Annotated in this window: 17 protein-coding genes; 13 read left to right on the top strand and 4 right to left on the bottom strand. The window is 62.9% G+C overall.

Features of this window, described 5'->3' with window-relative positions:
* The first annotated feature begins 8 nt into the window (after window positions 1–8).
* From CEW87_RS18930 to CEW87_RS18905, 6 genes are all read left to right on the top strand, one after another.
* On the top strand, window positions 9–890 hold the full coding sequence (locus CEW87_RS18930) for a hypothetical protein (protein WP_108975494.1): 882 nt from the start codon (window positions 9–11) through the stop codon (window positions 888–890).
* Window positions 883–1,941, top strand: coding sequence for a 4Fe-4S binding protein (locus CEW87_RS18925; RefSeq protein WP_108975492.1), 1,059 nt, complete (start codon window positions 883–885; stop codon window positions 1,939–1,941). Before CEW87_RS18930 ends, CEW87_RS18925 begins: the two co-directional genes overlap by 8 nt.
* Window positions 1,938–2,732 carry a sulfite exporter TauE/SafE family protein gene (locus tag CEW87_RS18920; protein ID WP_108975490.1) on the top strand — a complete coding sequence of 265 codons (795 nt, stop codon included), beginning with the start codon at window positions 1,938–1,940 and terminating at the stop codon, window positions 2,730–2,732. Before CEW87_RS18925 ends, CEW87_RS18920 begins: the two co-directional genes overlap by 4 nt.
* Window positions 2,733–2,754: 22 nt before the next feature.
* Window positions 2,755–5,049, top strand: coding sequence for a TonB-dependent receptor plug domain-containing protein (locus CEW87_RS18915; RefSeq protein ID WP_108975488.1), 2,295 nt, complete (start codon window positions 2,755–2,757; stop codon window positions 5,047–5,049).
* Between the two features lie 150 nt (window positions 5,050–5,199).
* On the top strand, window positions 5,200–5,808 hold the full coding sequence (locus CEW87_RS18910) for a Crp/Fnr family transcriptional regulator (RefSeq protein ID WP_108975486.1): 609 nt from the start codon (window positions 5,200–5,202) through the stop codon (window positions 5,806–5,808).
* A 120-nt stretch (window positions 5,809–5,928) separates the two neighbouring features.
* Window positions 5,929–6,969, top strand: coding sequence for a DUF481 domain-containing protein (locus tag CEW87_RS18905; protein WP_108975484.1), 1,041 nt, complete (start codon window positions 5,929–5,931; stop codon window positions 6,967–6,969).
* A gap of 80 nt (window positions 6,970–7,049) precedes the next feature.
* On the opposite strand, the gene CEW87_RS18900 is transcribed toward CEW87_RS18905, so the two are convergent.
* Window positions 7,050–8,693, bottom strand: a complete 1,644-nt coding sequence (locus tag CEW87_RS18900; RefSeq protein ID WP_108975482.1) for an electron transfer flavoprotein-ubiquinone oxidoreductase — start codon at window positions 8,691–8,693, stop codon at window positions 7,050–7,052.
* A gap of 176 nt (window positions 8,694–8,869) precedes the next feature.
* On the opposite strand from CEW87_RS18900, the gene CEW87_RS18895 reads away from it, so the two are divergent.
* From CEW87_RS18895 to CEW87_RS18885, 3 genes are read left to right on the top strand one after another with little or no spacing between them, the layout of a single operon-like run.
* Complete coding sequence (locus tag CEW87_RS18895) at window positions 8,870–9,277, top strand: acyl-CoA thioesterase (RefSeq protein ID WP_108975480.1); 408 nt, start codon at window positions 8,870–8,872, stop codon at window positions 9,275–9,277.
* Between the two features lie 40 nt (window positions 9,278–9,317).
* Entirely contained in the window at window positions 9,318–11,294 is a 1,977-nt protein-coding gene (locus tag CEW87_RS18890) for an acetoacetate--CoA ligase (RefSeq protein ID WP_108975479.1), read from the top strand.
* Window positions 11,295–11,305: 11 nt separating this feature from the next.
* Window positions 11,306–11,848 (top strand): hydrolase, encoded by a 543-nt coding sequence (locus CEW87_RS18885; protein ID WP_108975477.1) that lies wholly within the window; start codon window positions 11,306–11,308, stop codon window positions 11,846–11,848.
* Here CEW87_RS18885 and CEW87_RS22500 read toward each other — a convergent pair.
* Window positions 11,810–12,142 carry a hypothetical protein gene (locus CEW87_RS22500; protein ID WP_159098214.1) on the bottom strand — a complete coding sequence of 111 codons (333 nt, stop codon included), beginning with the start codon at window positions 12,140–12,142 and terminating at the stop codon, window positions 11,810–11,812. The two genes, CEW87_RS18885 and CEW87_RS22500, sit on opposite strands and share 39 nt — an antisense overlap.
* A gap of 55 nt (window positions 12,143–12,197) precedes the next feature.
* On the opposite strand from CEW87_RS22500, the gene CEW87_RS18880 reads away from it, so the two are divergent.
* Window positions 12,198–12,947, top strand: coding sequence for a TIGR04283 family arsenosugar biosynthesis glycosyltransferase (locus tag CEW87_RS18880; RefSeq protein ID WP_420094121.1), 750 nt, complete (start codon window positions 12,198–12,200; stop codon window positions 12,945–12,947).
* Between the two features lie 77 nt (window positions 12,948–13,024).
* On the opposite strand, the gene CEW87_RS18875 is transcribed toward CEW87_RS18880, so the two are convergent.
* Window positions 13,025–14,743, bottom strand: a complete 1,719-nt coding sequence (locus tag CEW87_RS18875) for an NYN domain-containing protein (protein ID WP_108975473.1) — start codon at window positions 14,741–14,743, stop codon at window positions 13,025–13,027.
* A 379-nt stretch (window positions 14,744–15,122) separates the two neighbouring features.
* On the opposite strand from CEW87_RS18875, the gene CEW87_RS18870 reads away from it, so the two are divergent.
* The gene (locus CEW87_RS18870) at window positions 15,123–20,045 is read left to right on the top strand and encodes a PAS domain S-box protein (protein WP_108975472.1); all 4,923 of its coding nucleotides are present in this window, start codon (window positions 15,123–15,125) and stop codon (window positions 20,043–20,045) included.
* On the top strand, window positions 20,042–20,989 hold the full coding sequence (locus CEW87_RS18865) for a diguanylate cyclase (RefSeq protein WP_234421585.1): 948 nt from the start codon (window positions 20,042–20,044) through the stop codon (window positions 20,987–20,989). Before CEW87_RS18870 ends, CEW87_RS18865 begins: the two co-directional genes overlap by 4 nt.
* A gap of 260 nt (window positions 20,990–21,249) precedes the next feature.
* Here the strand turns inward: CEW87_RS18865 and CEW87_RS18860 are convergent, their stop codons facing one another.
* Window positions 21,250–24,108, bottom strand: coding sequence for an adenosylcobalamin-dependent ribonucleoside-diphosphate reductase (locus CEW87_RS18860; RefSeq protein WP_108977374.1), 2,859 nt, complete (start codon window positions 24,106–24,108; stop codon window positions 21,250–21,252).
* Between the two features lie 590 nt (window positions 24,109–24,698).
* On the opposite strand from CEW87_RS18860, the gene CEW87_RS18855 reads away from it, so the two are divergent.
* Window positions 24,699–26,510, top strand: a complete 1,812-nt coding sequence (locus tag CEW87_RS18855; protein ID WP_108975470.1) for an NAD(P)H-dependent oxidoreductase subunit E — start codon at window positions 24,699–24,701, stop codon at window positions 26,508–26,510.
* Window positions 26,511–26,525: the final 15 nt, after the last annotated feature.

The following is a 26,525-nucleotide window of genomic DNA, read 5'->3' as shown; positions in this document are numbered from 1 at the left end:
TGCAGACGATGACACTCAAGGTTCATGTTCTGCTGGCCGGACTGCTTATCGTTGGCGGCGCACAGGCGCAGCACCAGGGTCATTCGCCGGACGTCGCACAAGGCGTATCGACCGCGGTAGGCCCCAAAGCGGCGGCGCGTGCGACGGGCGCTCCGTGGAGCAGTCTGCCGACGCTGTCTGCCTCCTTTGGCGGTGGGCGCGGTGCAGCCGCGCTGCGTCTGTCCGGCATTGACGCGGACAAGGTCACGGTTTTTGCGCCGGGTGGCGCCTCCGAAAGGCGTGTGGTCGATTACCCGGTGGCGGACGGGCGGGCAAGCATTCAGGCGTCCGCGCCCATGATGGGCAACTACCATTGGGCGCAGGCGCGTGAACAGCGTGACGGCGTGATTCGCGTCGCGTCGACGGTCTGGTACTTCAGCAATCCGGGGGACGCGCCCACGTCCTTGCTGGAGAGGCGGAAGAGCGAACTCGAGATCGTGCCGCAGCCCCTGCCGCGCGAGCATGCGCAGTATCGGGAAAGCGAGAAATGGCGCTTTCTCGTGCGCTGGCAGGGACAGCCGCTCGCCGGGCAGGCGCTGACACTCGAGACCGAGCACGGCAGCCGCGCCATGGCCTTCACCGATGATGCAGGCATCGCGGCGCTCGTCTTTCCGCGCGATTTTGGCGCACAAAAGGCCGAGGCCGGTGGCCATGGCGGCCGCGAGCGCGCGGGCTTCGTCCTGTCGACGGCCTACAGCACAGGCGATCAGACCTATCTGACCGCTTTCAATCATGTCTATGTGCCAGAGGCCGAGCGCAGTCGAAGCCTTGTCTGGGGCGCTGCATTCGGGCTCGTCGGCATGGTGATTGCGGCCCCTCTGTTACGACGCAAGGAGAACGACAATGCCTGAGGCACTCAAGTCCGTGTTTCCGAGCCTGTCGCGCGTGCGGCTGTGGGTACAGATCGTGATGCTGTTCGTAACCGTCTGGGGCGCCAGCGTGGTGGGGCATTACTCGGCAGAGAAGATCTCCGATGCCTTGCCCGCACTGTCCTGCGCCTATGACATGCAGAACGGCAGCTATTGTGTGCTGATCCCCCTCCAGCACCAGATGCACCACCGCGTGGGCGAAGCGCTGGTGAAGGCGCAGGACGTGACGCTGAAGATCCTGCTGCCGCTGGCAATGACCATGCTCACCTTCCTCGCCTTCTTCTTCGTGCTGGGTAAGGCGTTCTGCGGCTGGGTGTGTCCGCTCGGCACCCTGCAGGAGATCATCCAGCGCGTCGGACGCCGTTTCGGGCTGCCCCTTCACCGCATCTCCGGCGACAAGCTGGGGCGGGTGCGGCCGGTGAAATGGCTGGTGGTGCTGGCGCTGGTGCTGGTGTTCCCCCTGCTCACGGGGCTCGGAGTCACTCCGCACGAGTTCGGCAATCCGTATTGCGATGTCTGCCCCTCGCGCATTGCCACCACCTTGCTCAGCGGCAATACGAACGAGTTCGCACTCAACATGGAAAGCGCATGGGGGTTCGCCATCGGCGCACTCGGCAACACCCTGTTCGGCTTCGTTGCGGTTGGCGCGCTTGCCATCCGCCAGCCCTTCTGCCGCATCTGTCCGATGCTGGCGCTCAATGCCGCCTTTCGCCATCTCTCGTTCGCACGACTGGTCAAGAAACCGCATGACAAGTGCGAGAAGTGCGGAATCTGCGCAAAGGCTTGCCCGATGGACATTACCGAGATTCACACCGAGCACGGACGCAAGGCTTACCACGATGACTGCACGCTGTGCGGGCGGTGTGCGGAGTTCTGCCCGGATGACGACGTGATCCAGGTCAAGCTCGGGCCCTTCGCGCTCTTCCGCTCGTCGCGCGATTACTACAAGAAGCGCATGGCCGCGGAGATGCCTGATGGCACGGTCAAGCCGATTCGCATCGTGCGCAAGCCGACGACCGGGGCCCATTCATGAATGCCGCGCTGACGGACTATCCGCTGACCTTGCTGGGCGGGCCGCAGGGCGAACTCGGCCTGCTCGGCTCGATGATGCTCGGCGTGTCGATGGGCCTCACGGCCTGCACCGTAACGTGCCTGCCCTTCATGGGAACCTGGGTACTCGGACGTGGCAGAGGGCACGACAGCGCAATGGCGGACACTTGGCATTTCATTGGTGGCCGGGTGTTCGCCTACGGTTTGCTTGGACTGCTGGCCGGTTCTCTGGGAGAGGTCCTGTCGCGCTGGCTGGCCAGCGGCGTGGGCAACCTTTCGATCGGGCTGGCCAGTTGCTTTGCGGGAGCATGGCTGCTGCTCCCCATCCTGCGCAATCTGGCCCGCCGCCTTCCGCGTCGAACTGCCCCGTTGGCTGTTCCTGCCGCCGCACAGCCCATGCATTTCGTCGGCAGGCGGGCGTTTTCCGCGGGGTTTCGGATTCCAGCCGGAGACGCCTCCGGCTGCAGTGCCTTGCGCCGCGGGGCGTCCTTGCCGCCTTTCCTGCTTGGCGCATCGCTGAGCCTCACCCCGTGTGCACCGCTGGGCTGGTTGCTTACGGTGTGTGCGCTGTCGGGCAGTGCGGGTGCCGGCTTGGGTCACGGTCTTGCGTTCGGCATGGGGGCAGCGGTGACGCCCCTGCTGCTGCTCGTGCCCCTGTTCGGCGTGCTTGGCAGCCGTCTGCTCGATGGCCGCAGCTGGCTGGCGGGCTGGACGGGCGGTGGTGCGGGCGCCGTGCTGATCGTCCTTGGCCTGAAACGTTTGTTGTTGGTCTGATTTTCCCTCCGGAGTGATATAGATGAATGTGATTGATGTGAAACCCACTCGACTGACGCTGGCGCTTGCCATGGCCTTTTGCGCTCCCGCAGCGCTCGCACAGGTGGTTGCTGGCAGCGAAACGGCACCGAAGCTTGACGAGATCGTGGTGTCCGCCCCGGGGCTCAACCCGCTTCCGCAGACGCGCGGACAAATGAACCAGACCGATGTCGCAGGCAAGCGCACAGGCACAAGCGATAGCGCGAGCCTGTTGAAGGATGTGGAGGGTGTCTCGCTCTACGGCGCTGGCGGGGTATCGAGCCTGCCCGCGATTCGCGGTCTTGCCGATGACCGCTTGCGGATCAAGGTCGATGGCATGGATCTGATCTCGGCCTGCGGCAATCACATGAACCCGCCGCTGTCGTATATCGATCCCTCGAACGTGTCCAGTGTTCAGGTGTTCGCCGGGATCACGCCAGTGAGTCTCGGTGGTGACAGCATCGGCGGCACCATTCTCGTCGACTCTCCCGATCCGGAGTTTGCCCGCCCGGGCGAGGGCAACTTGCTCAAGGGTGAGATCGGTGCGTTCTATCGCAGCAACGGCGATGCGACCGGCGCGAACCTGTCGGCGACCTTTGCCAATGAATCGCTGAGCGTGAGCTATCGCGGATCCACTGCGAAGGCAGACAACTACGAGGCCGGCGGTGACTTCAAGGCTGCAGGCCTTGCTGCTGCCGGTCGCGGCTGGCTGGACGGTGACGAGGTCGGCTCTTCGGCGTACGAGACATCCAACCAGTCGCTCGCAATGGGCTACCGTCATGAGAATCACCTGGTGGAACTCAAGCTGGGCGTTCAGGACATCCCGGAGCAGGGCTGGCCAAATCAGCGCATGGACATGACCGGCAACCATAGCGAGCAGGTCAATCTCAGCTACAAGGGGACGTTCGACTGGGGCGCGCTCGAGGCGCGGGCCTACAACGAGACCACGCGTCACGAGATGCAGTTCGGTGACGACAAACTGTACTGGTATGGTCCCAATAACGTGCCTAATTCGGATGGTATTGCGGGTCCGATCCTGCCGGGCATGAACGGCAGGGCGGCCGGGATGCCGATGGATACGAAGGGAAACAACACCGGGGTGTCGCTGAAGGCCGATATCGTCCTGTCCGAACGCGACATTCTGCGAGTGGGGGGCGACGTTCAGCAGTATCGGCTGGATGACTGGTGGGAGGCGTCCGGCAAGGGCATGTCGCCCAATACGTTCTGGAATATCCGCAATGGCGAGCGTGATCGCTTTGCGGTGTTTGCAGAATGGGAAGCGGCGTGGACGCCGCAGTGGCTGACACAGTTCGGCCTGCGTCACGAAACCGTGAGCATGGACGCAGACACGGTGCAGGGCTACAGCCCGACCTTCAGCGCAACGGACGAGGCTGCCTTCAACGCCGCCGATCGCAGCAAGACCGACCAGAACCTGGATGTCGCGGCACTGGCCCGATATACACCGTCGTCGACGCAATCCTACGAGTTCGGCTATGCGCAGAAAACGCGCTCTCCCAACCTTTACGAGCGCTATGCCTGGTCCACCAATGGCATGGCGATGCGCATGATCAACATGGCGGGTGACGGCAACGGCTATGTGGGCAACCTGGACCTGAAGCCCGAAGTCGCACATACGGTGAGTGCCACTGCCGATTGGCACGATGCCAATCGCGCAACGTGGGGGCTCAAGGTCACCCCGTACTTTACCTACGTCGACAACTATATTGATGCCGAGCGCTGCAGCAGTGGCGGAGCCTCATGTACTGCCGCGAACCTGACCCGGACGGATGGCTTCGTCTATCTGCGCTTCGTCAATGAATCGGCGCGTCTGTACGGGGTGGACGTCGCGGGACACATGCTTCTGGGTACGACGCAGGCGATGGGCGTGTTTACCGGTAAAGGCAGCTTGAGCTATGTCAGAGGCAAGAACCCGACGACGGGCGACAATCTGTACAACATGATGCCGCTCAATGCGCGACTGGCGCTTGAACAGAAGCTGGGCAGCTGGACCAATACCGTCGAACTTGAACTGGTCGCCGACAAGGACAAGGTCTCGGCAACACGCAACGAGGTTGAGACGGCGGGCTACGGTCTGCTGCACCTGCGCAGCAGCTATGAGTGGAAGCAGCTCAGGTTTGATGTCGGGGTCGAGAACGTCTTTGATCGCTTCTACAATCATCCGCTCGGCGGCGCCTACCTCGGGCAGGGCAAGACCATGTCCGGTACCGATGTAGCCTGGGGAACCCTGGTGCCGGGGGTAGGGCGTTCGATCTATGCGGGCGTGACCGTGAAGTTCTGATGCCGCACGCCGGGCATCAGGTCGTGCCCGGACGCACACATCGAGCGCCTGTTCCGCAGGCCCGGTGTGTGCGCCAGCGCTGGATGAAAGCACAGAGGACGTGTACGAATGGCATATGATTGAAGTCGGCAGGAGGCTGGGAGTCTGAAGATGAATGAAGAGAGCGATGATTTGGCTGAGGCAGGGCAGACAGGCGTGAAGGCCGGCCCCATCCCGCGCGGACAAACGATCTACAAGGCGGGCGCCGAGGGCACGTCGTGGCGTGTTGTGTCGGGGACGGTGCGGCTGGATCAGCCCGGACCGGATGGCCTGCAGTTTGCAGGCATGGCTGTCACCGGTGATGTGATCGGTGCCGAGACGCTGTTGTTTGGCCGTTACACGTTTACTGCGCGGGCGCTGTCGGCCTGTGTGCTCGAACCCTGGTGCGCGGATCAGGCCGAGCCGAGCGGTCAGTTGCTGCTCGGCATGCTTGCGGCAACCGAGCGCCGCATGGCCGAGGTGCTTGCATTGCGCAGCGGCAAGGCGGGCGACCGCGTGCGGCGACTGTTTGAATTCATGACCGCCGGTCTGACCCGAGGCCGGAAAGCGGCGCGTCTGGCCTTGCCCAGACTCAAGGATATTGCCGAGATCACCGACCTGTCGGTCGAGACCGTTTCAAGGACGATCAGCCACCTTGGAGCCGATGGCACGCTTGAGGTATCCGGGCGTTATCGCTCGCGTCACGTTACTGCCGATTCGGTGCTCGGAACGCGCGGGTGAACCTGGCGGAGCAAGTGGTAAGCAGGTGTTTTGCTGCATTGCAAGGTGGACGATTTCCACCTAGGCTTGCGTACGCAGTGCATTTCGACACCGCGACATCTCCCGACGCCACTTCGCCCCATGATTTCCGTACCCGCAATTCGACCTCTGAGTCGTGTTCTGCTGTTTACCCTTCTCGCGTCAGTGGCGGCTTCGGGCCGTGCTGACGAGGTCCTGCTCACCAATGGTGATCGCCTTTCCGGCACTGTAATCAGCAAGACGCCCGAGGGGCTGAAATTCAAGACCCTGTATGCAGGCGTGTTGCGCATCGACTGGCGCATGGTCGAAACCCTCAGCACCGACAAGCCAGTCAATGTGATGATGCGCAGCAACGAAGGCCGGCTCGATACCCGGCTTGAGCGCTCGGATGAAGAGCGTGCGGTGCGCCTGGCCGAAGTGCCCGAGGTGCCGCCGCTCAAGCTCGATCGCATTACCTACCTGAACCCGACGCCCAGCCAGTCCGGCGAGGGTTTCGAATACAGCGGGCGGGTGAATCTGGCGGGCAACTCGGTCAGCGGAAACAGCGAAACCACCCATCTGGTTGCGGAGGGCGAGGTGACCGGGGTGGCGAAAAAAACCCGTTTCACCTTGCGTGCCAAGGGCGAAGAGCGCACCGAGGGCGACGATGTCAGTGCCTCCAATCTGCTTGTCAGCGCAGACCGCGACTGGTTCGTCAGCAAGAAGCGCTTCATTTACGGGCGCACTACGGTTGAGCGTGACCGTTTCCGGGACCTCGATCTGCGCTTCTCAACCGGTTCCGGCGTCGGTTTGCAGGTGATCGACAATGATCAGACCGGGCTTTCGGTTCAGGGTGGTCTTGATCTCGTCAGAGAGAATCGTGTCGACACCGATGATCAGAGCTATCCGGCTGTCGGTTGGGGGGTGCGCTACCGTCACTGGCTGATTGGGCGCTCTGCGGAGTTCTTTCATCAGCAGGATGGCTACATGAACATGCGCGATGCGAGCGACGTGACCCTGCGTATGCGCACCGGCTTCCGGCTGCCGATCATCGAGCGCTTGAGCGCTCAGGTGCAGGGCGTGCTCGATTGGGAAGGGCAGCCCGCCGAGGGGCGCAAGTCGGCCGACCTGAGCCTGCAATTCGGTGTCGGCTACGAGTGGTGAGGCGCCATTGCGGCATGAATTGCGGCCGGGGCGCCGCTGAAAAAAAACAGGGCGCCTGAGCGCCCCGTTTTCGCATCAGCTTACATGCCCTGATAAATCGGCCCTTCACCACCTTGCGGCACCACCCAGTTGATGTTCTGGGTCGGGTCCTTGATGTCGCAGGTTTTGCAATGCACGCAGTTCTGCGCGTTGATCTGCAGGCGCGGCGCATTGCCATCGCCGTCGCGCACGATTTCGTACACGCCGGCCGGACAGTAGCGCTGCTCCGGGGCATCGTAGAGCGCCAGGTTCACCGAGATCGGCACCGAGGCATCCTTCAGTTGCAGATGGCAGGGCTGCTCTTCTTCATGGTTGGTGTTGGACAGAAATACTGAAGAGAGGCGGTCGAAGGTGAGCTTGCCGTCCGGCTTCGGGTAGTCGATCTTCGGACAGTCCGCAGCCGGTTTCAGGGCGGTGTGGTCGGCAGTGTTGTGCAGTGTCCACGGCACCTTGCCGCCGAACAGCTTCTGGTCGATGCCGAACAGCAGCGAGCCCATCCACAGGCCCTTCTTCATGTAGGGCTTGAAATTGCGCGTCTTGTGCAGTTCTTCGTGCAGCCAGGAGTCCTGGAATGCCGACGGGTAGGCGGTAAGCGCATCGCGCTGGCGGTTGCCGGTCAGGGCGTCGAGCGCAGCGTCAGCGGCGAGCATGCCGGACTTGATCGCGGCATGGCTGCCCTTGATGCGCGCAGCGTTGAGGAAGCCGGCGTCGTCGCCGATCAGCCCGCCACCCGGGAAGATCAGGCGTGGCTGGCTTTGCAGGCCGCCGGCGGCGATGGCGCGCGCGCCGTAGGCCAAGCGCTTGCCGCCGTCGAGGTACTTGCGGATCTCGGGGTGGGTCTTGTAACGCTGGAACTCTTCGAACGGCGACAGGTGGGGATTGCTGTAGTTGAGACCGACCACATAGCCGACGGCAACCAGATTGTCCTCGAGGTGATAGACGAAGCCACCGCCATAGGTGTCTGAGGGCAGCGGCCAGCCGGCGGTGTGAACGACCAGGCCGGGACGGTGATTCTCGACCGGGACTTCCCACAGCTCCTTGATGCCGATGCCGTAGGTTTGCGGATCGACACCGTCGCGCAGCGAGTACTTTGCTTCAAGCTGCTTGCCCAGGTGGCCACGACAGCCTTCGGCGAACAGGGTGTACTTGGCATGCAGTTCCATGCCCAACTGATGGTTCGGGCCGGGCTCGCCCTCGCGGGTGAGGCCCATGTCGCCGGTGGCCACGCCTTTCACCGCACCGTTTTCGTCGTACAGGATCTCTGCTGCAGCGAATCCCGGATAGACCTCCACGCCCAGCGCTTCGGCCTGCTCGCCCATCCACTTGGCGACATTGCCCAGGCGCACGATGTAGTTGCCGTGGTTTACGAAACAGTCGGGCAGCAAGCCGTTGGGAATCGTGCGGCCGCCGGTTTCGTTGAGGAAGATCACGCGGTCCTCGGTGACCGCAGTGTTGAGCGGTGCGCCGCGTTCCTTCCAGTCGGGGAAGAGCTCGGTGATGGCGCGTGGGTCCATGACCGCGCCGGACAGAATGTGGGCACCGATCTCGGCACCTTTTTCGATGAGACACACCGAGATGTCCTGACCCTTGGCTTCGGCCTGCTGCTTGAGCCGGATCGCAGCGGCCAGGCCCGCGGGGCCGCCACCGACGACGAGGACATCAAACTCCATGGATTCGCGTTCCATCCCGTTCTCCTTTTGTCTTAAGCTTTATTTGTATGTATTTCATGCACGCCGCAGTGTAATACGAGGCAGCGCGCTGCAGTTGCCTGCAGAGGGCGATCAAGCCGTGTGCTTGTCGGACGTACGGTTGCGTATGGTAAATTGTCGCTGCAGATATACGCAAATCAAGGGAAGATCGAATGACGACTGAACGAAAACTGCTGCTGACTACCCGCATCCCCGTGCGCTGGGGTGACATGGATGCGTATGGACATGTAAACAACACCGTCTACTTCAGGTATTTCGAGCAGGCGCGCGTTGAGTGGATCGAGCAGCAGGGCTCTCGCGTGAGCCCGGAAGAGCCCGTGGGAGCGGTGATCATCAATGCCAGTTGCACCTTCTACATGCCGGTCAATTATCCTGCGACTGTGGTGGTGAAGATGTACGGTGGCGAACCGGGCCGAACGAGTGTGATGACCTGGTACGAACTGTTTGTGGAAGGCGATGAACGCCTGTATGCCGACGGTGCGGCCAAGACGGTGTGGATGGATACGCGCACTGGCAAGTCTTCGCCCTTGCCGGATACAATCCGCAGCATGTTCGATTAATCAATAACAAATAAATTAGACTGAATTTGAGGAGACAGGCATGAGTGGTGCATTGGACCAGGCATTGTGGACACCGTCGGCTGAACGGGTTGAAACGGCAAATGTGACCGCCTTTCGTCGCACTGCGGAAACGCGCTGGGGGGTGTCGCTGCCGGACTACGACGCCTTGTACGACTGGTCTGTCGCGCAGCCGGAGCAGTTCTGGGTGAGCGTGTGGGAAGACGGTGGCGTGGTCGGCGAGCGCGGGGAGGCCGTCCTTGTCGATGGTGACCGCATGCCGGGCGCAAAGTGGTTTCCGCAGGCCCGGCTGAATTTCGCGCAGAATCTGCTGCGTAGCCGTGACAGCCACGACGCGCTGGTGTTCTGGGGCGAGGATAAGGTCAAGAACCGGATGTCGCACGGCGAGCTATACCGCGCCGTGGCCCAGTTTGCTGCTGCACTGCGCGAGCAGGGGGTGACGAAGGGCGACCGTGTCGCGGCCTTCATGCCCAACATGCCGGAAACCATTGTGGCCATGCTCGCCGCGGCCAGCATCGGCGCAATCTTTACCTCGGCTTCGCCCGATTTCGGCGTGCAGGGCGTGCTCGACCGCTTCGGCCAGAGCGAGCCCAAGGTGCTGATCGCCTGTGACGGTTACTTCTATGGCGGCAAGACCATCGATTGCCTCGACAAGCTTGGCGACATTGCGCGGCAACTGCCTTCGGTGCATCGCGTGGTGGTCGTGCCCTATGTGCACATGGCGCACGATCTGAGCAGGGTGCCGCATGCGCGCATGTATGCCGATTTCGTCAAGCCGCAGCACCACGTCACCGATATCGAGTTCGAGCTGCTGCCTTTCGATCATCCGCTCTACATCATGTACTCCTCGGGCACGACCGGTGTGCCGAAGTGCATCGTGCATTGCGCCGGCGGTGCGCTGCTGCAGCACCTGAAGGAACACCGTCTGCACAGCGACGTCAAGCCGAAGGACAGGGTGTTCTACTTCACCACCTGCGGCTGGATGATGTGGAACTGGCTGGTGTCCGGCCTCGCGGCAGAGGCGACCTTGCTGCTGTACGACGGCTCGCCCTTCGCCAGCGACAACACCATCCTGTTCGACTACGCCGACGCCGAGGGCATGACCCACTTCGGCACCTCGGCCAAGTTCATCGACGCCGCGGCCAAGTTCGGCCTCAAGCCGCGTGAAACGCACTGCCTCGCCAGCGTAAGGGCGCTGATGAGCACCGGTAGCCCTCTGGTGGCCGAAGGCTTCGAATACGTCTATCGCGAGATCAAGGCCGACCTGCAGCTGTCCTCGATTTCGGGCGGCACCGACATCATTTCCTGCTTCGTGCTCGGTTCGCCGGTGCTGCCGGTGTGGCGCGGCGAGATCCAGTGTCGCGGTCTGGGCATGGCCGTGGACGTGTGGGACGACGACGGCAAACCGGTGCGCGGCGAGAAGGGCGAACTGGTGTGTGCCAAGCCCTTCCCGGTGATGCCGCTCGGCTTCTGGGGTGATGACGATGGCAGCAAGTACCACGCGGCCTACTTCGACCGTTTCCCCAATGTCTGGTGTCATGGCGACTTCTGCGAGATCACCGCGCACGGCGGCCTGGTGATCTACGGGCGCTCGGATGCCACGCTCAACCCGGGCGGGGTGCGCATCGGTACGGCGGAGATCTATCGCCAGGTGGAGAAACTGCACGAAGTCGTGGAGTCGCTGGTGATCGGCCAGGACTGGCCACCACAGAACCCGAGCGACGTGCGGGTGGTGCTCTTCGTCAAGCTGCGCGAAGGCATGACGCTTGACGCCGACCTGATCAAGCGCATCAAGCAGACTATCCGCGACAACACCACGCCGCGCCACGTGCCGGCCAAGGTGCTGCAGGTGACGGACATTCCGCGTACCAAGAGCGGCAAGATCGTGGAACTCGCGGTGCGTCATGTGGTGCACGGACGCCCGGTCAAGAATCAGGAAGCGCTGGCCAACCCGGAAGCGCTCGCCCTGTTCCGTGATCGCCCCGAACTGATGAGCTGAGGGAGGCTGTCATGCTGATGAATCCGGAAAAGTCGGTGCTGTTGATCATCGACGTACAAACCGGGCTTGCGCCTGCGATTCACGACGGCGAGCAGGTCGTCGACAACTGCGTCTGGCTCGCAGGTGTCGCCAATCGACTGGGCGTGCCGACCGTCGTCACCGAGCATTTTCCGGAGAAGATCGGTTACACCGTTCCCCGTCTCAAGGAAGTGACGGCGTCGGCGCTGTACCTCGGCAAGCAGTGTTTCTCCGCACAGGCCGACGGCTGCTTCAAGGGGTCGGCGGTTGAGGACCGGCGACAGGTGATCATGTGCGGCACCGAGGCGCATGTCTGCGTGCAGCAGACCGCGCTCGAACTGCGCTGGGCGGGCAAGGAGGTCTTTGTTGTTGCCGAGGCCGCCGGATCCCGCGACCCGGCGAACCGCGATCTTGCCTACGCTCGCATGCGCAGTCACGGCATCGAGATCGTGTCGCGCGAGATGGTGGCCTTCGAGTGGCTGCAGCGCGGCGGAACGTCACAGTTCCGTGAAGTGAACCGCGACTTCATCCGCTGAAGAACCGCAGGCCGGCCTTGTTAGAGGGCCCGTCCGCGCTTGCCAGCGCGCGCCTGACCAGGGCTTGGTCGCAATGCCGCGCACGGCCTTGCCCTGGCCGATCATCCCCTCAAGTTTGATCTCGCCCGTCACGCCAAGGGGTGCGGCGTGCGAGTGGATGCCTGTTTGTGCCTTGGTTGCGCTGGTGGCGTTTGCGCGGGCGGCCCGGCCTTCCCGGTCAGTGGTGCGTACCTGCCACCGGGGGGTGTGAAGCCCGTCGTTACGGTTGGCGTGTGCATGCAGGGAACTGAACATGATTCGAATGCGTCTTGCCAGAACGAGAGGCAGACGGCAGTGAATGCCGAGAGGGGTGGAATTGAGCGCTGAAGGATCGAATGTCCCTGTCCGGATTTCCATTATTGTGCCGGTGCTCAACGAGGCTGAAGCGCTCTCGGCCTGCCTGGCGCGAATTGCGTCCTGGCAGGATGAATATGTTGAAGTCATCGTTGCGGACGGGGGCAGCGAGGATGAAACCGTCGCGGTCGCGCGTCGCAGTGCCGATCATGTGGTCGTTGCGCCGCGGGGACGGGCAAGTCAGATGAATGCAGGTGCAGCACTGGCCAGTGGCGAGGTGCTGCTTTTTCTGCATGCCGATACGCGCCTGCCCGAGGACGGTCTGCAGCGTATCCGCGCCGTAATCGACAGGGGCGCTGCGTGGGGGCGCTTCGACGTGCGTATCGAGGGCAAGCCGCTGATGCTGCATGTGGTCGCTGCACTGATGAATCTGCGCTCCCGCCTGACCGGCATTGCAACCGGTGATCAGGCGATCTTCGTCCGGCGCGCCACTTTCGATGCAGCAGGCGGCTACGCCGACATCGCCTTGATGGAAGACGTGGCACTGTGTACCGCGCTGTGCAAACTGGCGCGCCCGGCCTGCATTCGCGCGCGTGCCGTCACCTCCGGGCGGCGCTGGGAGAGGCACGGCGTGTTGCGCACCATCGTGCTGATGTGGCGTTTGCGCCTGGCCTACTGGATGGGCGACGACCCGGATGCACTGGCGCTGCGCTACGGCTACCGGCCGCGCAATCACAAGCAGGCGCCGCCTGGCGAGCTGCGCTGACGAAAAAACAGCCTCGCTGCACGTGAGTGCAGGGAGGCTGTTCCGGGGCCGGGCGTGTTGCGCCCGACAGGCTGTGCTCAGACCGAGGTATCGTCGGTCGCGTCATCCTTCTTGGGCGCACTCTTCTTGCGTGCCGCCGGTTTGCGTGCGGGCTTTGCCGGCTTTTCGGCCTCGTCTTCCGCAGGCTTGGCGCGGGCTTTTGCGGGCTTGCGCGTCCTGGCTGGCTTGGCTTCCGGTGCAGGTGCTGCCGCGTCTGCCGCCTTCTCCGGTGCGACGGTTTCGGCTGCTTTCGCTGGCGCAGCGGGTTCCGCCATTTTGACGGGCGCCGCAGGCTCGACAGCGCGTACAGGTGCAGCGGGTTCCACTGCACGCATGGGCGCGCCCGACTGTGCCGCTCTTGCGGCGGCCGCTGCGGCGATCGCGGCGTCTGCTGCCTTCATCTTTTCACTGGTGCGCAGCGCGGCAGGGCTAGCATTGCTCGGTGCGCGCGGCACCTCGGCCACTGCGCTGCTCACTGCATCGGGCGCGCGCGAAGGCGCGGCTGCGGGAGCGCTGGCCACTGCTGCAGGCGGTTTTGCGGTGGGGGCTTCGACGACGGTGGCTTGGGCGGCCGGCGCAGAGGCAGGCACAGACGCAGGTGCAGAAGCAGGTGCGGGGGCGGGCGCAGATGCGCTTGCCGGTGTTTCGGCTGAGGGAGCTGCGCCGCTGCCGGTGGTGTTGGTCCGACGCGAGCCTCTTCGCGACGGTCTTTCCCGGCGCGGGGGCGCTGCCTCGCTTGCGTGCTGCTCCGCCTGGTTGTCGGCAGCGGTTTCGGGAGCCGACTCTGCCACGGGTTCAGCCGCCTCGTCGACTGGCGCATTGCTGGCCGATCCGGGGGCGCTGCCGTCACGGCGTCCGCCGCGTCGCGAGCGGTCGCGGCGCGAGGGTTCGGCCTCACGCGCGGGACGCTCCGCATGCACATCGGTCTCGGCCGCGGTGCTGCTCCGATAGACGTAGGCGCCAGACTTCTCGTCGCGCCCGAACTCGAGCAGGCCGCGTGCCTGTGCTTCTTCGAGCAGGTTTCCAAAGGCGCGGAAACCGTAATAGGACTCACTGAAGTCGGGTTTGCGGCGCTTGATGGCTTCCTTGAGCATCGATGCCCAGATCTTTCCGCTGTCGCCGCGCTCGGCAAGCAGGGCCTCGAAGGTTTCCACTGCGATATCGATGGCCTGCGTCCGGCGGGCCTCGATATCGTCCTTGCGCCCCTTGTCCTCGGTCTGGGGACGACGGTTGCCGGACTGGGCCTGGCTGGCTTCACGCTTGCGCGCTGCGCGTTCGCTTTCACGCACGAGATCGTCGTAGAAAATGAATTCGTCGCAGTTGGCAATCAGCAGGTCGGACGTCGATTGCTTTACGCCGACGCCGATCACCTGCTTGGCGTTCTCGCGCAGCTTGGAGACGAGTGGCGAGAAGTCGGAGTCGCCGCTGATGATGACGAAGGTGTTGACGTGTGCCTTGGTGTAGCAAAGGTCGAGCGCGTCGACGACGAGTCGGATGTCGGCAGAGTTCTTGCCTGACTGGCGGACATGCGGAATCTCGATGAGCTCGAAGTTGGCCTCGTGCATCGCAGCCTTGAAGCCTTTGTAGCGATCCCAGTCACAATAGGCCTTCTTGACGACGATGTTGCCCTTGAGCAGCAGTCGTTCGAGAACTCGCTTGATGTCGAACTTGTCGTAGTTCGCGTCACGCACGCCGAGGGCGACGTTCTCGAAGTCGCAGAACAGCGCCATGCTGACGGTTTCAGTGGGTGAGGCCATGTAATCTCCGGATAAGGGCAGACCGGAAGCGCATGCTCCCGGCGCGCGGACTGCTTGTATTCGTGGCTTGGCCGGTGGGTCGGCGCGAATCGTCTGTTAACGACATTCTAGTCTGTCCTCGTGGGACGCGAAAATCCCTGTGCGTGCCCATGGCTGGCGCGGGGGCGGGAAACTGCCCATTTGCACGGCGCAAACTTTCCGGATAATGCACACGGGTATCCTTGCAGCATGATGTGCGAGCATGGGCGTGGCTGCACTCGTCCCGCATGGAGTCCATGACTGTTGTCGAATCCGATCAGGCGCGGAGAAGGCAGGCGACGCTTGCAGATTGAATGGGCGCTGCTTCAGGGGCTCGTGTCTTGTTCGAAGGATGTTCTGCATGAAGGGTGATTCCGGTTTGGGAGAAGTGAGCAAATGGGCGGGGGCGACGCTTCTGGCTGGTCTGCTGGTGACGTTTCTCGGCGCATGGCAACTCGAGCGCTGGAATACTGAACTTGCCGAGACCGCGGTTGCCGCCGAAGCCCGCGACACCGCCAATGCGGTGGTGGAGCGCATCAGGCTCTATCAATACGGTTTGCGCGGGGTGCGCGGTGCCATTGTCACCGCCGGCGAGAACGGGATCAGCCGCGAACTGTTCCGTCAGTACAGCAAGACGCGCGACCCCGACCTCGAGTTTCCCGGGGCCCGTGGCTTCGGCTTTACCCGTCGCGTCGCTGCAGAGGATGAGGCACGTTTTGTGGCACTTGCGCGGGACGACGGCATGCCGGACTTCGCGGTCAGGCAACTCAGTGCGCACGCAGGCGAGCGTTTCGTGATTCAGTACGTCGAGCCGGTTGAGCGCAATCTGCCCGCGTTGGGACTGGACATCGCCTCCGAAACCAATCGCCGGGCAGCCGCGATTGCAGCGATCCGGTCGGGTCAGGCAAGGCTGACGGGGCCGATCACGCTGGTGCAGGCCACGGGGAGGCCGCAGCAGTCGTTCCTGATCCTGCTGCCGATTTACCGTAACGGTTTGACGCCCGATACGGTCGAGGCCCGTGAGGCGGCCGCGTTTGGCTGGAGTTACGCACCCTTGCTGATGGAGGAGGTGCTGGCAGCCCTCAAGCTGAATGATCTGAAAGCGCATCTGGTGTTGCGCGACGTGACCGACGGGCGTTCGATACAGTTCTTCGAGAGTGGCAATGCTGCGTCCGAAGGCAAGCAGAGTTTGTTCGCCCAGACGCTCGAGCGTGAAGTCTTTGGGCGCAAGTGGCAGATCGAATACAGTGCCACGCCCCAGTTTATCCGTGGCCTGCACCAGACTTCGCCTGCGCTGGTCCTGTTTTTCGGCACGATCGGCAGCATTCTGCTGGCGGCGCTGGTCGGGGTCCAGAGCACCAATCGACGGCGAAGGGGGCAGATCGTAGCCGAGCAGGCGCTGCGTGCATCCATCGTCGACAGCTCCGCCGACGGCATCATCGGCAAGACGGTCGACGGCGTGATCACAAGCTGGAACCGTGGCGCGGAACAGTTGTTCGGCTACAGTGCGGAAGAGGTTCAGGGGCAGCTGCTGCAGGATCTCATCGTGCCCGACGAGCTTCAGGCCGAAGAGGCCGGCATCCTGCAACGCATTCGCAGCGGAGACTCGATTCCCCACTTCGAGACCCGTCGCCGCAGTCGCGATGGGCGGCTGATCGACGTTTCGGTTACGGTCTCGCCGATCTTTGGTTCCGACGGTCAGGTGGTGGGTGCGTCCAAGACCGTACGCGACATATCCGCGCGCAAGGCCGCCGAAGCACGCATTCTTGAGCTTAATGCAGGGCTGGAGCGACAGGTGGCAGAGCGGACTGCGGAGTTGAGCCGGATAAACCTGCTGCTGGGAACGGTGCTGCGGTCCGCCTCCGAGGTGTCGATCATTGCAACCGACCTCGATGGCGTTATCCGGGTATTCAATCGTGGTGCAGAGCGTCTGCTTGGATATGCAGCGGACGAAATGGTGGGCAAGCGCACGCCCGAGGTGATCCATCTCAAGGAAGAGGTGGTGGCCTGGAGTGCGGAGTTGAGCGCAGCGCACGGCAGTCCGATCGAGGGCTTCCGTGCCCTGGTGCACAACTCCGAGAGCGAAGGTGCCGAAACGCGCGAGTGGACCTATGTTCGCAAGGACGGCTCCCATGTCTCGGTGACGCTCGTCGTCACGGCGATGCGCGACGAGGAAGGCCTGCTGAGTGGCTATCTGGGTATTGCCATCGATATCACCGAGCGCAAGGCTGCCTTGCAGAAGCTTGCTGCCAGTCTCGAGACGACGCGTGCGATTCTGGCTACCGTGGTCAACCCCGTCGTCACCATCGATGCCCGCGGCATCGTTCAGTCCTTCAACCCTGCGGGGGAGGAGGTGTTCGGGTATTCGGCGCAGGAAGCCATCGGGCAGCATGTCCGGCAGCTGATTCCCGACTATGACAAGGCCGGGGATGGACGCCATGTCGCAGGCTCATGGTGCGATGAGGACCGCCGTGCGGGGCGCAGCGGCCGTGAAGCGACGGCGCAGTGCAAGGACGGCTCGGTCTTTCCCGTACAGATCTCCATCGGCGCCATGCATCGTGCAGGCGAGCGCATGTTCGTTGCGATCATCACCGACATTTCCCTGCAGAAGAAACAGCGCAGCGAGGTGCTGGCTGCGCGCGACCAGTTGCTGATGGCCGCCGAGGTCGCAGAGCTCGGTATCTGGACATGGAACGTCGAGCGCAACGAGTTGCAGTGGAACGATCGCATGTTCGAGTTCTATGGTCAGCCACTGTCGCTGCGGGAGTCCGGTCTCAACTACGAGCACTGGCAGGCGCGGGTCCACCCGGACGATGTCGATGCAGTCACCGCCAGCCTTTTCGCTGCGATCGAAGGTGGGGGCGCGTTTGATGAAACCTTCCGCGTATTCGATGGCGACGAGCACATCCGTTACCTGCATGCGGGGGCGCAGATCGAGCGTGATGCAGCCGGGCATGCGTTGCGGGTGACAGGCATCAACAGGGACATTACCGACCAGCTTGCGCTCGAACGCGGCCTGCTGCGGGCGAAGAACGAGGCGGATGCCGCGAGCGCCGCCAAGTCGTCCTTCCTGGCCAACATGAGCCACGAAATCCGCACGCCGATGAATGCCGTGCTCGGCATGCTCCAGTTGGTGCGCCAGACCGAACTGTCCCCGCGCCAGCACGAGTATCTGAAAAAGGCGCAGTCTGCGGCCACATCGCTTCTCGGCTTGCTGAACGATGCACTCGACTACTCCAAGATCGAGGCGGGCAAGCTTCAGCTCGAACTGCATCCGTTCGAACTCGAAGAGTTGATGAACGCACTGGGTATCGTGCTTTCGGGAAACCGCGGACAGAAGGATGTCGAACTCGTGTTCGACGTTGCCCCCCGGCTGCCCGCGGTGCTTGTCGGCGATGCCCTGCGCCTGCAGCAGGTGCTCATCAACCTTGCTGGCAATGCGCTGAAATTTACCGAACAGGGGCAGATTGTCGTCAGTGTGACCGAGCTCGAACGGGCCGGCGAAGACCAGGTTCGTCTGCGCTTCTCTGTCACCGATACCGGAATTGGCATTCACGCCGACCAGCTTGAGACCATCTTCGACGCCTTCAATCAGGCCGAGGCCTCCACTACACGGCGTTTCGGCGGCACCGGCCTTGGGCTGGTGATCTGCAGGCGCCTGGTGGGCCTGATGGGCGGCGAACTCAAGGTACAGAGCGAACCCGGGGCAGGAAGCTGCTTCTGGTTCGACATCACGCTCGGCGTGGTTGCGGAGCTTCCTGCGACGCTCGGCAAGCACCACGCCGGTGCGCCCTTACGAGTGCTCGTCGTGGACGACAACCCGGCACTGGTCGATGTGCTGATGCGTACCGCGAGCGCACAGGGATGGCTGACAGCGTCCGCAAGCAGCGGAAGAGAGGCACTTGAGTGTGTGCGCGAAGCGCAGCTTCGGGGTGAGGCCTACGATGCGGTCCTGATGGATTGGCACATGCCTGACCTCGACGGACTGAGTGCGGCGCAGCTGATACGCGACGAACTGAAAGGCGAACGGCCTCCGGTGGTCATCATGATTACCGGATACGAGCGCGAGGTGCTGGAAGGATCGGGAATGGCTTCAATGCCGCCCTTTGCCGAGATTCTGGTCAAGCCGGTGACGCCGAAGCAACTGGTCAATGCGGTGGAGGGCGCAGTCTCCGGCGCTGCGACCAAGGCTGCTACAGCGCAAGTGTCTGTCCCTGTGGGACAGTTTGAAAGACTTGCGGGTTTGCGCGTCCTGATCGTCGAGGATAACGAACTGAACCGTGAGGTTGCAGAAGCCTTGCTGAGCAGCGAAGGCGCGAATGTCAGCCTGGCGGCATGCGGCCTTGAGGGCGTCAGACGGACGCTGGATGCCGTGCCGCCGTTCGACGTCGTGATCATGGATGTGCAGATGCCGGACATTGATGGTCTGGAGGCAACCCGCCGCATCAGGAATGACGGACGCTTCCCTGATCTTCCCATTCTGGCGATGACGGCGAACGTTTCGCCGGCCGACCGCGAAGCCTGCCTTGCCGCGGGCATGAACGATCATGTCGGCAAGCCCATTGATCTCGAACAACTGGTTGTGGCTCTGCTCAGACTGACCCGCGGAGGAACGTCTTCCGCACCCGGATCGGACAGCAGTGAGGCTGCGGTAGATAACGGTGGCCTTGCCATCGAGCCGCTGGCGTCGATTCTGCTTCGCTTTGGCGGTAACCTCGAGCTGGTGCGAAGACTGGCACGGGGTTTTGCGCGGGAGCAGCAGAAGATGCTGTCCGAACTATCGGACCGTATCGGACAGCGGGACGGCGCGCGCGCAGCGGATGTGCTTCACGCCATGAAGGGGAACGCCGCCACGATCGGTGCGCGATCGCTGTCCGAACGGGCTTCCGGGCTCGAGAAACAGCTCCGGCGCGAGCATCCTGACCCAATTGATCGTGTACTCGACGCCCAAACCGTGAACGATCTGACGCAACGGATGCAGACGTGTGCGGAACAACTGGCCGCGGTACTCGCCGATGGCGCACCGACCGGGGCACCCGAACCCCCCGATTCGAGCGTCGAAACCGAAGCCGAGCTGACGCCGGAAATGTGGCGGGACAAACTCGAGGCTATCCTGCGGGCGCTCGAATCTGGCAATCTGTCGGCAATCGACCTGGTGGAAGCCTTACCCGCTCCTTTTCCAGAGCGTCAGCGACGTCGCTACGACGTTTTCATCGAACAGGTGCAATCCCTTGATTTTGCTGCAGCGATCGCAAGCCTGCGTGCGTTGCTGGAGGACCTTTGAATCCATCCACCGCCCTTGAGGCCTGCCTGACCGGGTTGGGCCGACGTCCCCGGCTTCTGGTCGTCGACGATCAGCCGTCGAATATCCGGCTGCTGCACGAGTTGTTCCGGACGGATTGCGATGTTTTCATGGCGACCTCTGGCGAGCAGGCAATCGAACTGTGCCTGAAACAGTCTCCCGACCTTGTCGTTCTCGATATCGTCATGAACGGGATGAGCGGGCACGAGGTCTGTCGTCGTCTCAAGGCTGACTCGCGCACCAGTGAGGTTCCGGTCATCTTCGTGACCGGTCTGGCCTCGGAGAGTGACGAAGCCTACGGCTTCGAGATCGGCGCAGTGGATTTCATCAGCAAGCCGATCAACCCGGTCATCGTCAGGGCCAGGGTTCGCACCCACCTGGCCTTGAAGCTGCAAGGCGACATCCTGCGCTCCATCGCCTTGCGCGATGGCCTGACAGGTGTCGGCAACCGGCGCAAGTTCGACGAAGAGATGCGGGCGGCGTGGTGGCACTGCAAGCGTGACCAGGTGCCACTGTCGCTGATCATGCTCGATGTCGATTTCTTCAAGCGATTCAACGATCGCTATGGCCACCATGCCGGAGACCAGTGCCTGATCTCGATCGCACAGCAGATCAAGTTCGGGCTGTCGCGGCCCTACGACAGTATCGCCCGCTATGGCGGCGAAGAGTTTGCGTGTCTGTTGCCGGATACCGGGGCCGAAGGTGCGGCGCGTGTTGCCGTGAAACTGCTCGGCCTGGTCCGCGAGCTGGCAATCGAGCACGCCGACTCGGATGCGTCACCGGTGGTCAGTGTCAGTCTCGGTGTCGCGACGGTCGTGCCGGTCGAGGGGCTTGATTCGATGGTGCTGATCGAGGCCGCCGACGAGCAGCTTTACAAGTCCAAGAATGCGGGTCGTGCCCGCGCCAGTTCCACGGTGATCGGCTGATCGACCGCTTTGCTTGCACATGCATACATGCCACGCCTGTTTGTGAGCTGAGACATCAGCGCTTCTCCGTCTGAGGGTCTTCGCGCCATGTTCGTGGGCTCACCCCGTCATTGAAGGGAATGAGAGGTCGCCGGGGGCTCTTTCCCGACTGCGGGCCTTGACCGACGTCCCTTGCGCTTCCCGGATGCCCGCCCAAGAAAAATGCCCACCCCCTTGCGGGAGCGGGCATTCGAAATCACCAGGAAGACGGGGCTTCGGTGTCAGCCGCAGGTACCAACGGCGCCGCAGGCCGTACAGAAGTCGCAGCCGTCCTTGCGGATTACGGTGTGGTTGCCGCATTCCTTGCACAGCGCACCCTGCATCAGCTTGGGCTCGTTCTCGTCACGCGGGGTTTCGAGAATGCCCATCTCGCGGGTCGGGAAACCCTTCTCGTCGAGCACGCCGAGCATGGCGTAGCGGTGAATCATCAACTGGGCGATGTAGGCCACGGTGCTCGGGTAGTTCTGCTGACGCTTGGTGCCCGGAACGAAGGCCATGAAGTCGCCCAGCGGCTCGGGGTAGTCGAGCAGCTTGCGCAGCTTCATGCCGATCCATGCCGGATCCATGACGCGCATGTCGAGCGACAGGATGCGCGTGAGGCCGTCAAGTGCGCGCGGGTAGTTGCCCGACAGCCATACCGAGTAGGGGCGGGTGACGCCGTCCGGCAGGGTGATTTCCTTGAGGCCGAGCACGAAGTCTTCGCTGGTGGCCGGGTTGTAGATGTCGACCGTCCAGGACAGCGTGCCGTCCGTACCGGTTTTCGGCTCTTCCAGGCTGAACAGGGTGTCGAGCACGGGCGTCGTGCCCTCGGTTTCAAATGCACCGAGCTGTTCGCAGCGGTAGTTCACCATCTGCGAGAAGGCGGCGACGACACCCGGCACCAGCTTGCGCTCGCCATGCGGAGGCATCGGCATCTCGAACGACTTCTCGCCCACGGTGCGCGACAGGGTCTCGAGCTTGAGCTTGAGCCAGCCACGGTCGTTGGCACGCATGTCCATCGACAGCGTCTTGGCGACGGCGCCAAGGCCGCGGGGCTGGTCGGCACCGTTGACCCAGACTTCGAAGGGGAAGGTGCCGCCGTTGGTGCCGAACTGGCCGACGAAGAGCGCAAAGCCACCCTGCGGCGTGTTGAGCATGTAGGTCCAGGCCAGGTTGCCATCCGGCATGTCCGGACGACCCGGCCAGCGCAGGCTGGTCAGCACCGGTGCCGGCAGCGACTTGATCGACAGGCGCTTGTTGGCGTCCGAGATCTCGACGTCGTGCGGCTGCTTCTGTTCGCTGCTCGGCGTGACCGACAGCACCGAACCCAGCACGTTGTTCGGGCGGTAGGTCGCCAGGCCCTTGAGGCCGGCTTTCCACGCGGTGAGGTAGAGATCCTCGAACTCGGTGTAAGGGTAGTCGGCAGGCACGTTCACCGTCTTCGAGATCGAGGTGTCGACGTAGGGGGCGACGACGGCGACCATGTCCTTGTGGGCCTGGGCCGAGATTTCGAGCGCGGTGACGAAGTAGGGCGGCAGCTTGTCGACGTTGCCACCCATGTGCTTGTACAGGCGCCATGCGTAGTCTTCGACGGCATATTCCTTGAAGGTGCCGTCGGCCATGCGCTTGCGCCGGGTGTAGGTGTAGGAGAACGGCGGCTCGATCCCGTTTGAGGCGTTGTCTGCGAACGCCAGCGAAATGGTGCCGGTGGGCGCGATCGAAAGCAGGTGGGAGTTGCGAATGCCGTGCTTGCGGATCTTGTCCTTGACCTCGGCCGGCAGGCGCGAGGCGAAGTTGCCGCCCGACAGGTACATGTCGGCGTTGAACAGCGGGAAGGCGCCACGCTCGCGGGCCAGTTCGGCCGAGGCGAGATAGGCACGGTTGCGCATGTACTCGGAAATCTTGCGACCTTCCTCGCGTGCTTCGGGGCTGTCGTAACGCTTCTGCAGCATGATCAGGGCGTCGCCCAGACCGGTGAAGCCCAGACCGACGCGGCGCTTGGAGTCGGCTTCTGCGCGCTGCTGCTCAAGCGGCCAGTGCGTGGCTTCGAGCACGTTGTCGAGCATGCGGATGGACACGTCCACCACCTTGCCGAAACCGGCGTAGTCGAACTCGGCCTTGTCGGTAAACGGATGCTTGACGAAGGGGGTGAGGTTGATCGAACCCAGGCAGCAGCAGCCATACGGCGGCAGCGGCTGTTCGGCGCAGGGGTTGGTGGCCTCGATGGTCTCGCAGTAGTACAGGTTGTTGTCCTGGTTCATGCGGTCGAGGAAGAGGATGCCCGGCTCGGCGTGATCGTAGGTCGAACGCATGACCTGATCCCACAGGCTGCGCGCGCGCACCTTGCGGTACACCCAGTTGCCGTCGTCGAGCTGATAGGCGCCTGCGTCCTTGAGTTCCTGCGTCGGCTCGGCCTTGTGCACCAGTTCGATGTCGCCGTCGCTTTCAACTGCCTTCATGAAGGCGTCGGTCACACCGACCGAGATGTTGAAATTGGTGAGGTCGCCCTTGTCCTTGGCGTGGATGAATTCCTCGATGTCCGGATGGTCGCAGCGCAGCACGCCCATCTGGGCGCCGCGACGCGCACCGGCTGACTCGACGGTTTCGCACGAGCGGTCGAACACACGCATGTAGGACACCGGGCCGGAGGCGTTCGAGGCCGTGCCCTTGACCAGCGCGCCCTTGGGGCGGATGGATGAGAAATCGTAGCCAACACCGCCACCGCGGCGCATGGTCTCTGCGGCCTGGGCGAGGGCGGTGTAGATGCCGGGACGGCCATCGACGGATTCGGTGACGGAGTCGCCAACCGGCTGCACGAAACAGTTGATCAGGGTGGCGGCGAGGGTGGTGCCGGCGGCGCTGTTGATGCGGCCTGCGGGCACGAAGCCTTTTTCCTGAGCTTCGAGGAACTTTGCCTCCCAGTGAGCGCGCTTGTCTTCAGCCTCGATCGCGGCAAGTGCACGGGCGACGCGCTGACGGACCGCGTGGACGGTCTGCTCATCGCCCTTGGCATATTTTTCGATCAGGACTTCGCCCGAAATTTCCTGCATTTCAAGCGTGCTGGCATCGGCTTTGACAGTGTTCTGAGTGGTCGCGCTCATGATCTTCTTGATCTGCCTTGGTATGGTTTCGAACAAGCCGAAGCATAGCGCCTAAATGTTGATTTCGCAAAAAAATAAAAACGAATAAAAACAGTAGTTTAAGATTTTGTCTTGTACGTCAAGCGCTAAATTTACACTACATGTAGTGGTGGTTTTTGTCGTGTTTTGACTCGAAAAGCCAGTGTTTTAGCGGGGTTTACGCCATTGTCGGAGCGGTGTTTGACTACGAAATGGCTCGCTGTCGTGACCGGTCGATCAAGAAATTTCATGACGCCCCGGTGCGCCCCGGGAAGCCGTGGCGGGTTCTCCTCGTTGCGTGCCAAGGCGGCGAATGCCAGGTGGTCTGCATTGCGCCCGAGCGAGGCGCACAAACGCGAGCTTGCGACTGTTCGCCGTGCGTCTTGCCGGAAAACGGGCAGGATCCGGGGCCGAAGGATGACCCATGGCCTCAGGGGGGAATCAGCCGCACCGTGCGGCACGGAAAATGATTGCGGTCGTGCGCTGGTCGACACCACATGCTGTTTTGATTTTTTTTCACGAGCACCGCGGGACTATAATGGGCCGTGCACTTGCAGTGGAGCCTGGCAAACATGACCTCCCACGAAGTTCCCGCAGTTCTTGTCTCACGCATCGTCAGCAAGCATGGTGGCGACGCCACGCGTCTGCTGCAGATCCTGATCGACGTGCAGGACGAAACGAGCTGGCTTTCTCCCGCAGTGCTTACGCTGATCGCGGCTGAACTGTCCATCCCGCGGTCCAGGGTCGAGGGCGTTGCCGGTTTCTATCACTTTCTGCACAAGCGACCGGTCGGACGCTTTCATCTGCTGTTTGCCGACAACATCACCGAACGCATGCAGGGCTCGGCAGAGCTCATGGCCTCACTGTGCAGCAAGTTGTGGATTGAGCCCGGACGGGTGTCGGAAGATGGTCTTGTCAGTGTGGAGACCACCTCCTGCATCGGCATGGGCGACCAGGGCCCGGCACTGCTGGTCAATGGCGTGCCGTTGACCCGTCTGTCGCATCAGCGCATCAACCAGATTGCGGAGCTCATCCGGCGCGAGGCGCCACTGTCGTCATGGCCGCCCGAGTTTTTCCGTGTCGACGACAACATCCATCGCACCGATGCCTTGCTCAAACTGGAAATGGCGCCGGGTGCGGCGCTGCGTGCGGCGGTCGCACTGGGGCGTGACGGCTGGATGGAGCAGATGCAGCTTTCCAACCTGCGCGGTCGGGGTGGGGCGGGCTTTACAACTGCGGTGAAATGGATGGCCTGCCGCGATGCAGCCGCACCAGAGAAAGTGGTGGTCTGCAATGCCGACGAGGGCGAGCCCGGCACCTTTAAGGACCGGGTGCTGCTCACCCGCATGGCCGACGTCGTGTTCGAGGGTATGACGCTCGCGGCTTGGGCGGTGGGCGCGCGGCAGGGCTTCATCTATCTGCGCGGCGAATACCGCTATCTGCTGGAGTCCCTGCGCGAGGCGCTCGATCTGCGCCGGGCGGAGAATCTTCTCGGACGCGGCATACAGGGCGTTGCCGGTTTCGATTTCGATATCGAGATTCACCTCGGTGCGGGCGCCTATGTCTGTGGCGAGGAAACCTCCTTGCTCGAGTCGCTGGAGGGCAAGCGTGGCACGCCGCGTATCCGGCCACCGTTCCCGGTGACGCACGGTTACCTTGGACGACCGACGGTGGTGAACAACGTCGAAACCCTTGCCAAGACCTGTCTGATCGCGCTCTGCGGTGGCGAGGCGTTTGCAGCAACCGGCACGGCACAATCCACCGGCACCAAACTCCTGTCGATCTCCGGCGACTGTGCTCACCCCGGCATCTACGAGTATCCCTTCGGCGTGCCGATCGAGCGCGTGCTGGAGGATTGCGGTGCGTCCGACATCCAGGCCGTGCAGGTGGGCGGCGCTGCTGGCATCACGCTCGCAAGTTACGAGTTTCACCGACGCATCGCATTCGAGGATGTGCCCACCGCCGGTGCCTTCATGGTGTTCGATTCGAGTCGAGACCTGTTCGAGGTGGCGCGCAACTTCGTCGATTTCTTCGCCCACGAGAGCTGCGGTTTCTGCACCCCGTGCCGGGTGGGAACGGCGCTGCTGAAAAAGGCGATGAAAAAGCTTGCGGACGGGCGGGGCGCAAAGACCGACCTCGCCGATATCGAGTGGATCGACCGCCTGCTGAAGAACGCGAGTCATTGCGGGCTGGGGTCGGCCGCGCCAAATCCGGTGGTCGACACCCTGCTCAAGTTCCGCCCCGCCTACGAACGCCGATTGCAGTCTCTGGATTTCGAGCCTGCCTTCGATCTCGATGCCGCACTGGCTGCGGCCCGGCGTGCCAGCGGTCGTGACGACCCTGCAGCACACATCAGTTCCGAGGGATCGGATCAGAAAGCCTGACATTGAGGACAGCGC

Origin of the sequence: Parazoarcus communis (genome assembly GCF_003111665.1) — a bacterium.
In the GTDB taxonomy this organism is placed as follows: domain Bacteria; phylum Pseudomonadota; class Gammaproteobacteria; order Burkholderiales; family Rhodocyclaceae; genus Parazoarcus; species Parazoarcus communis_B.
The sequence above is the reverse complement of the archived record's forward strand: the minus strand, read 5'-3'. Positions and strand labels throughout refer to the sequence as shown.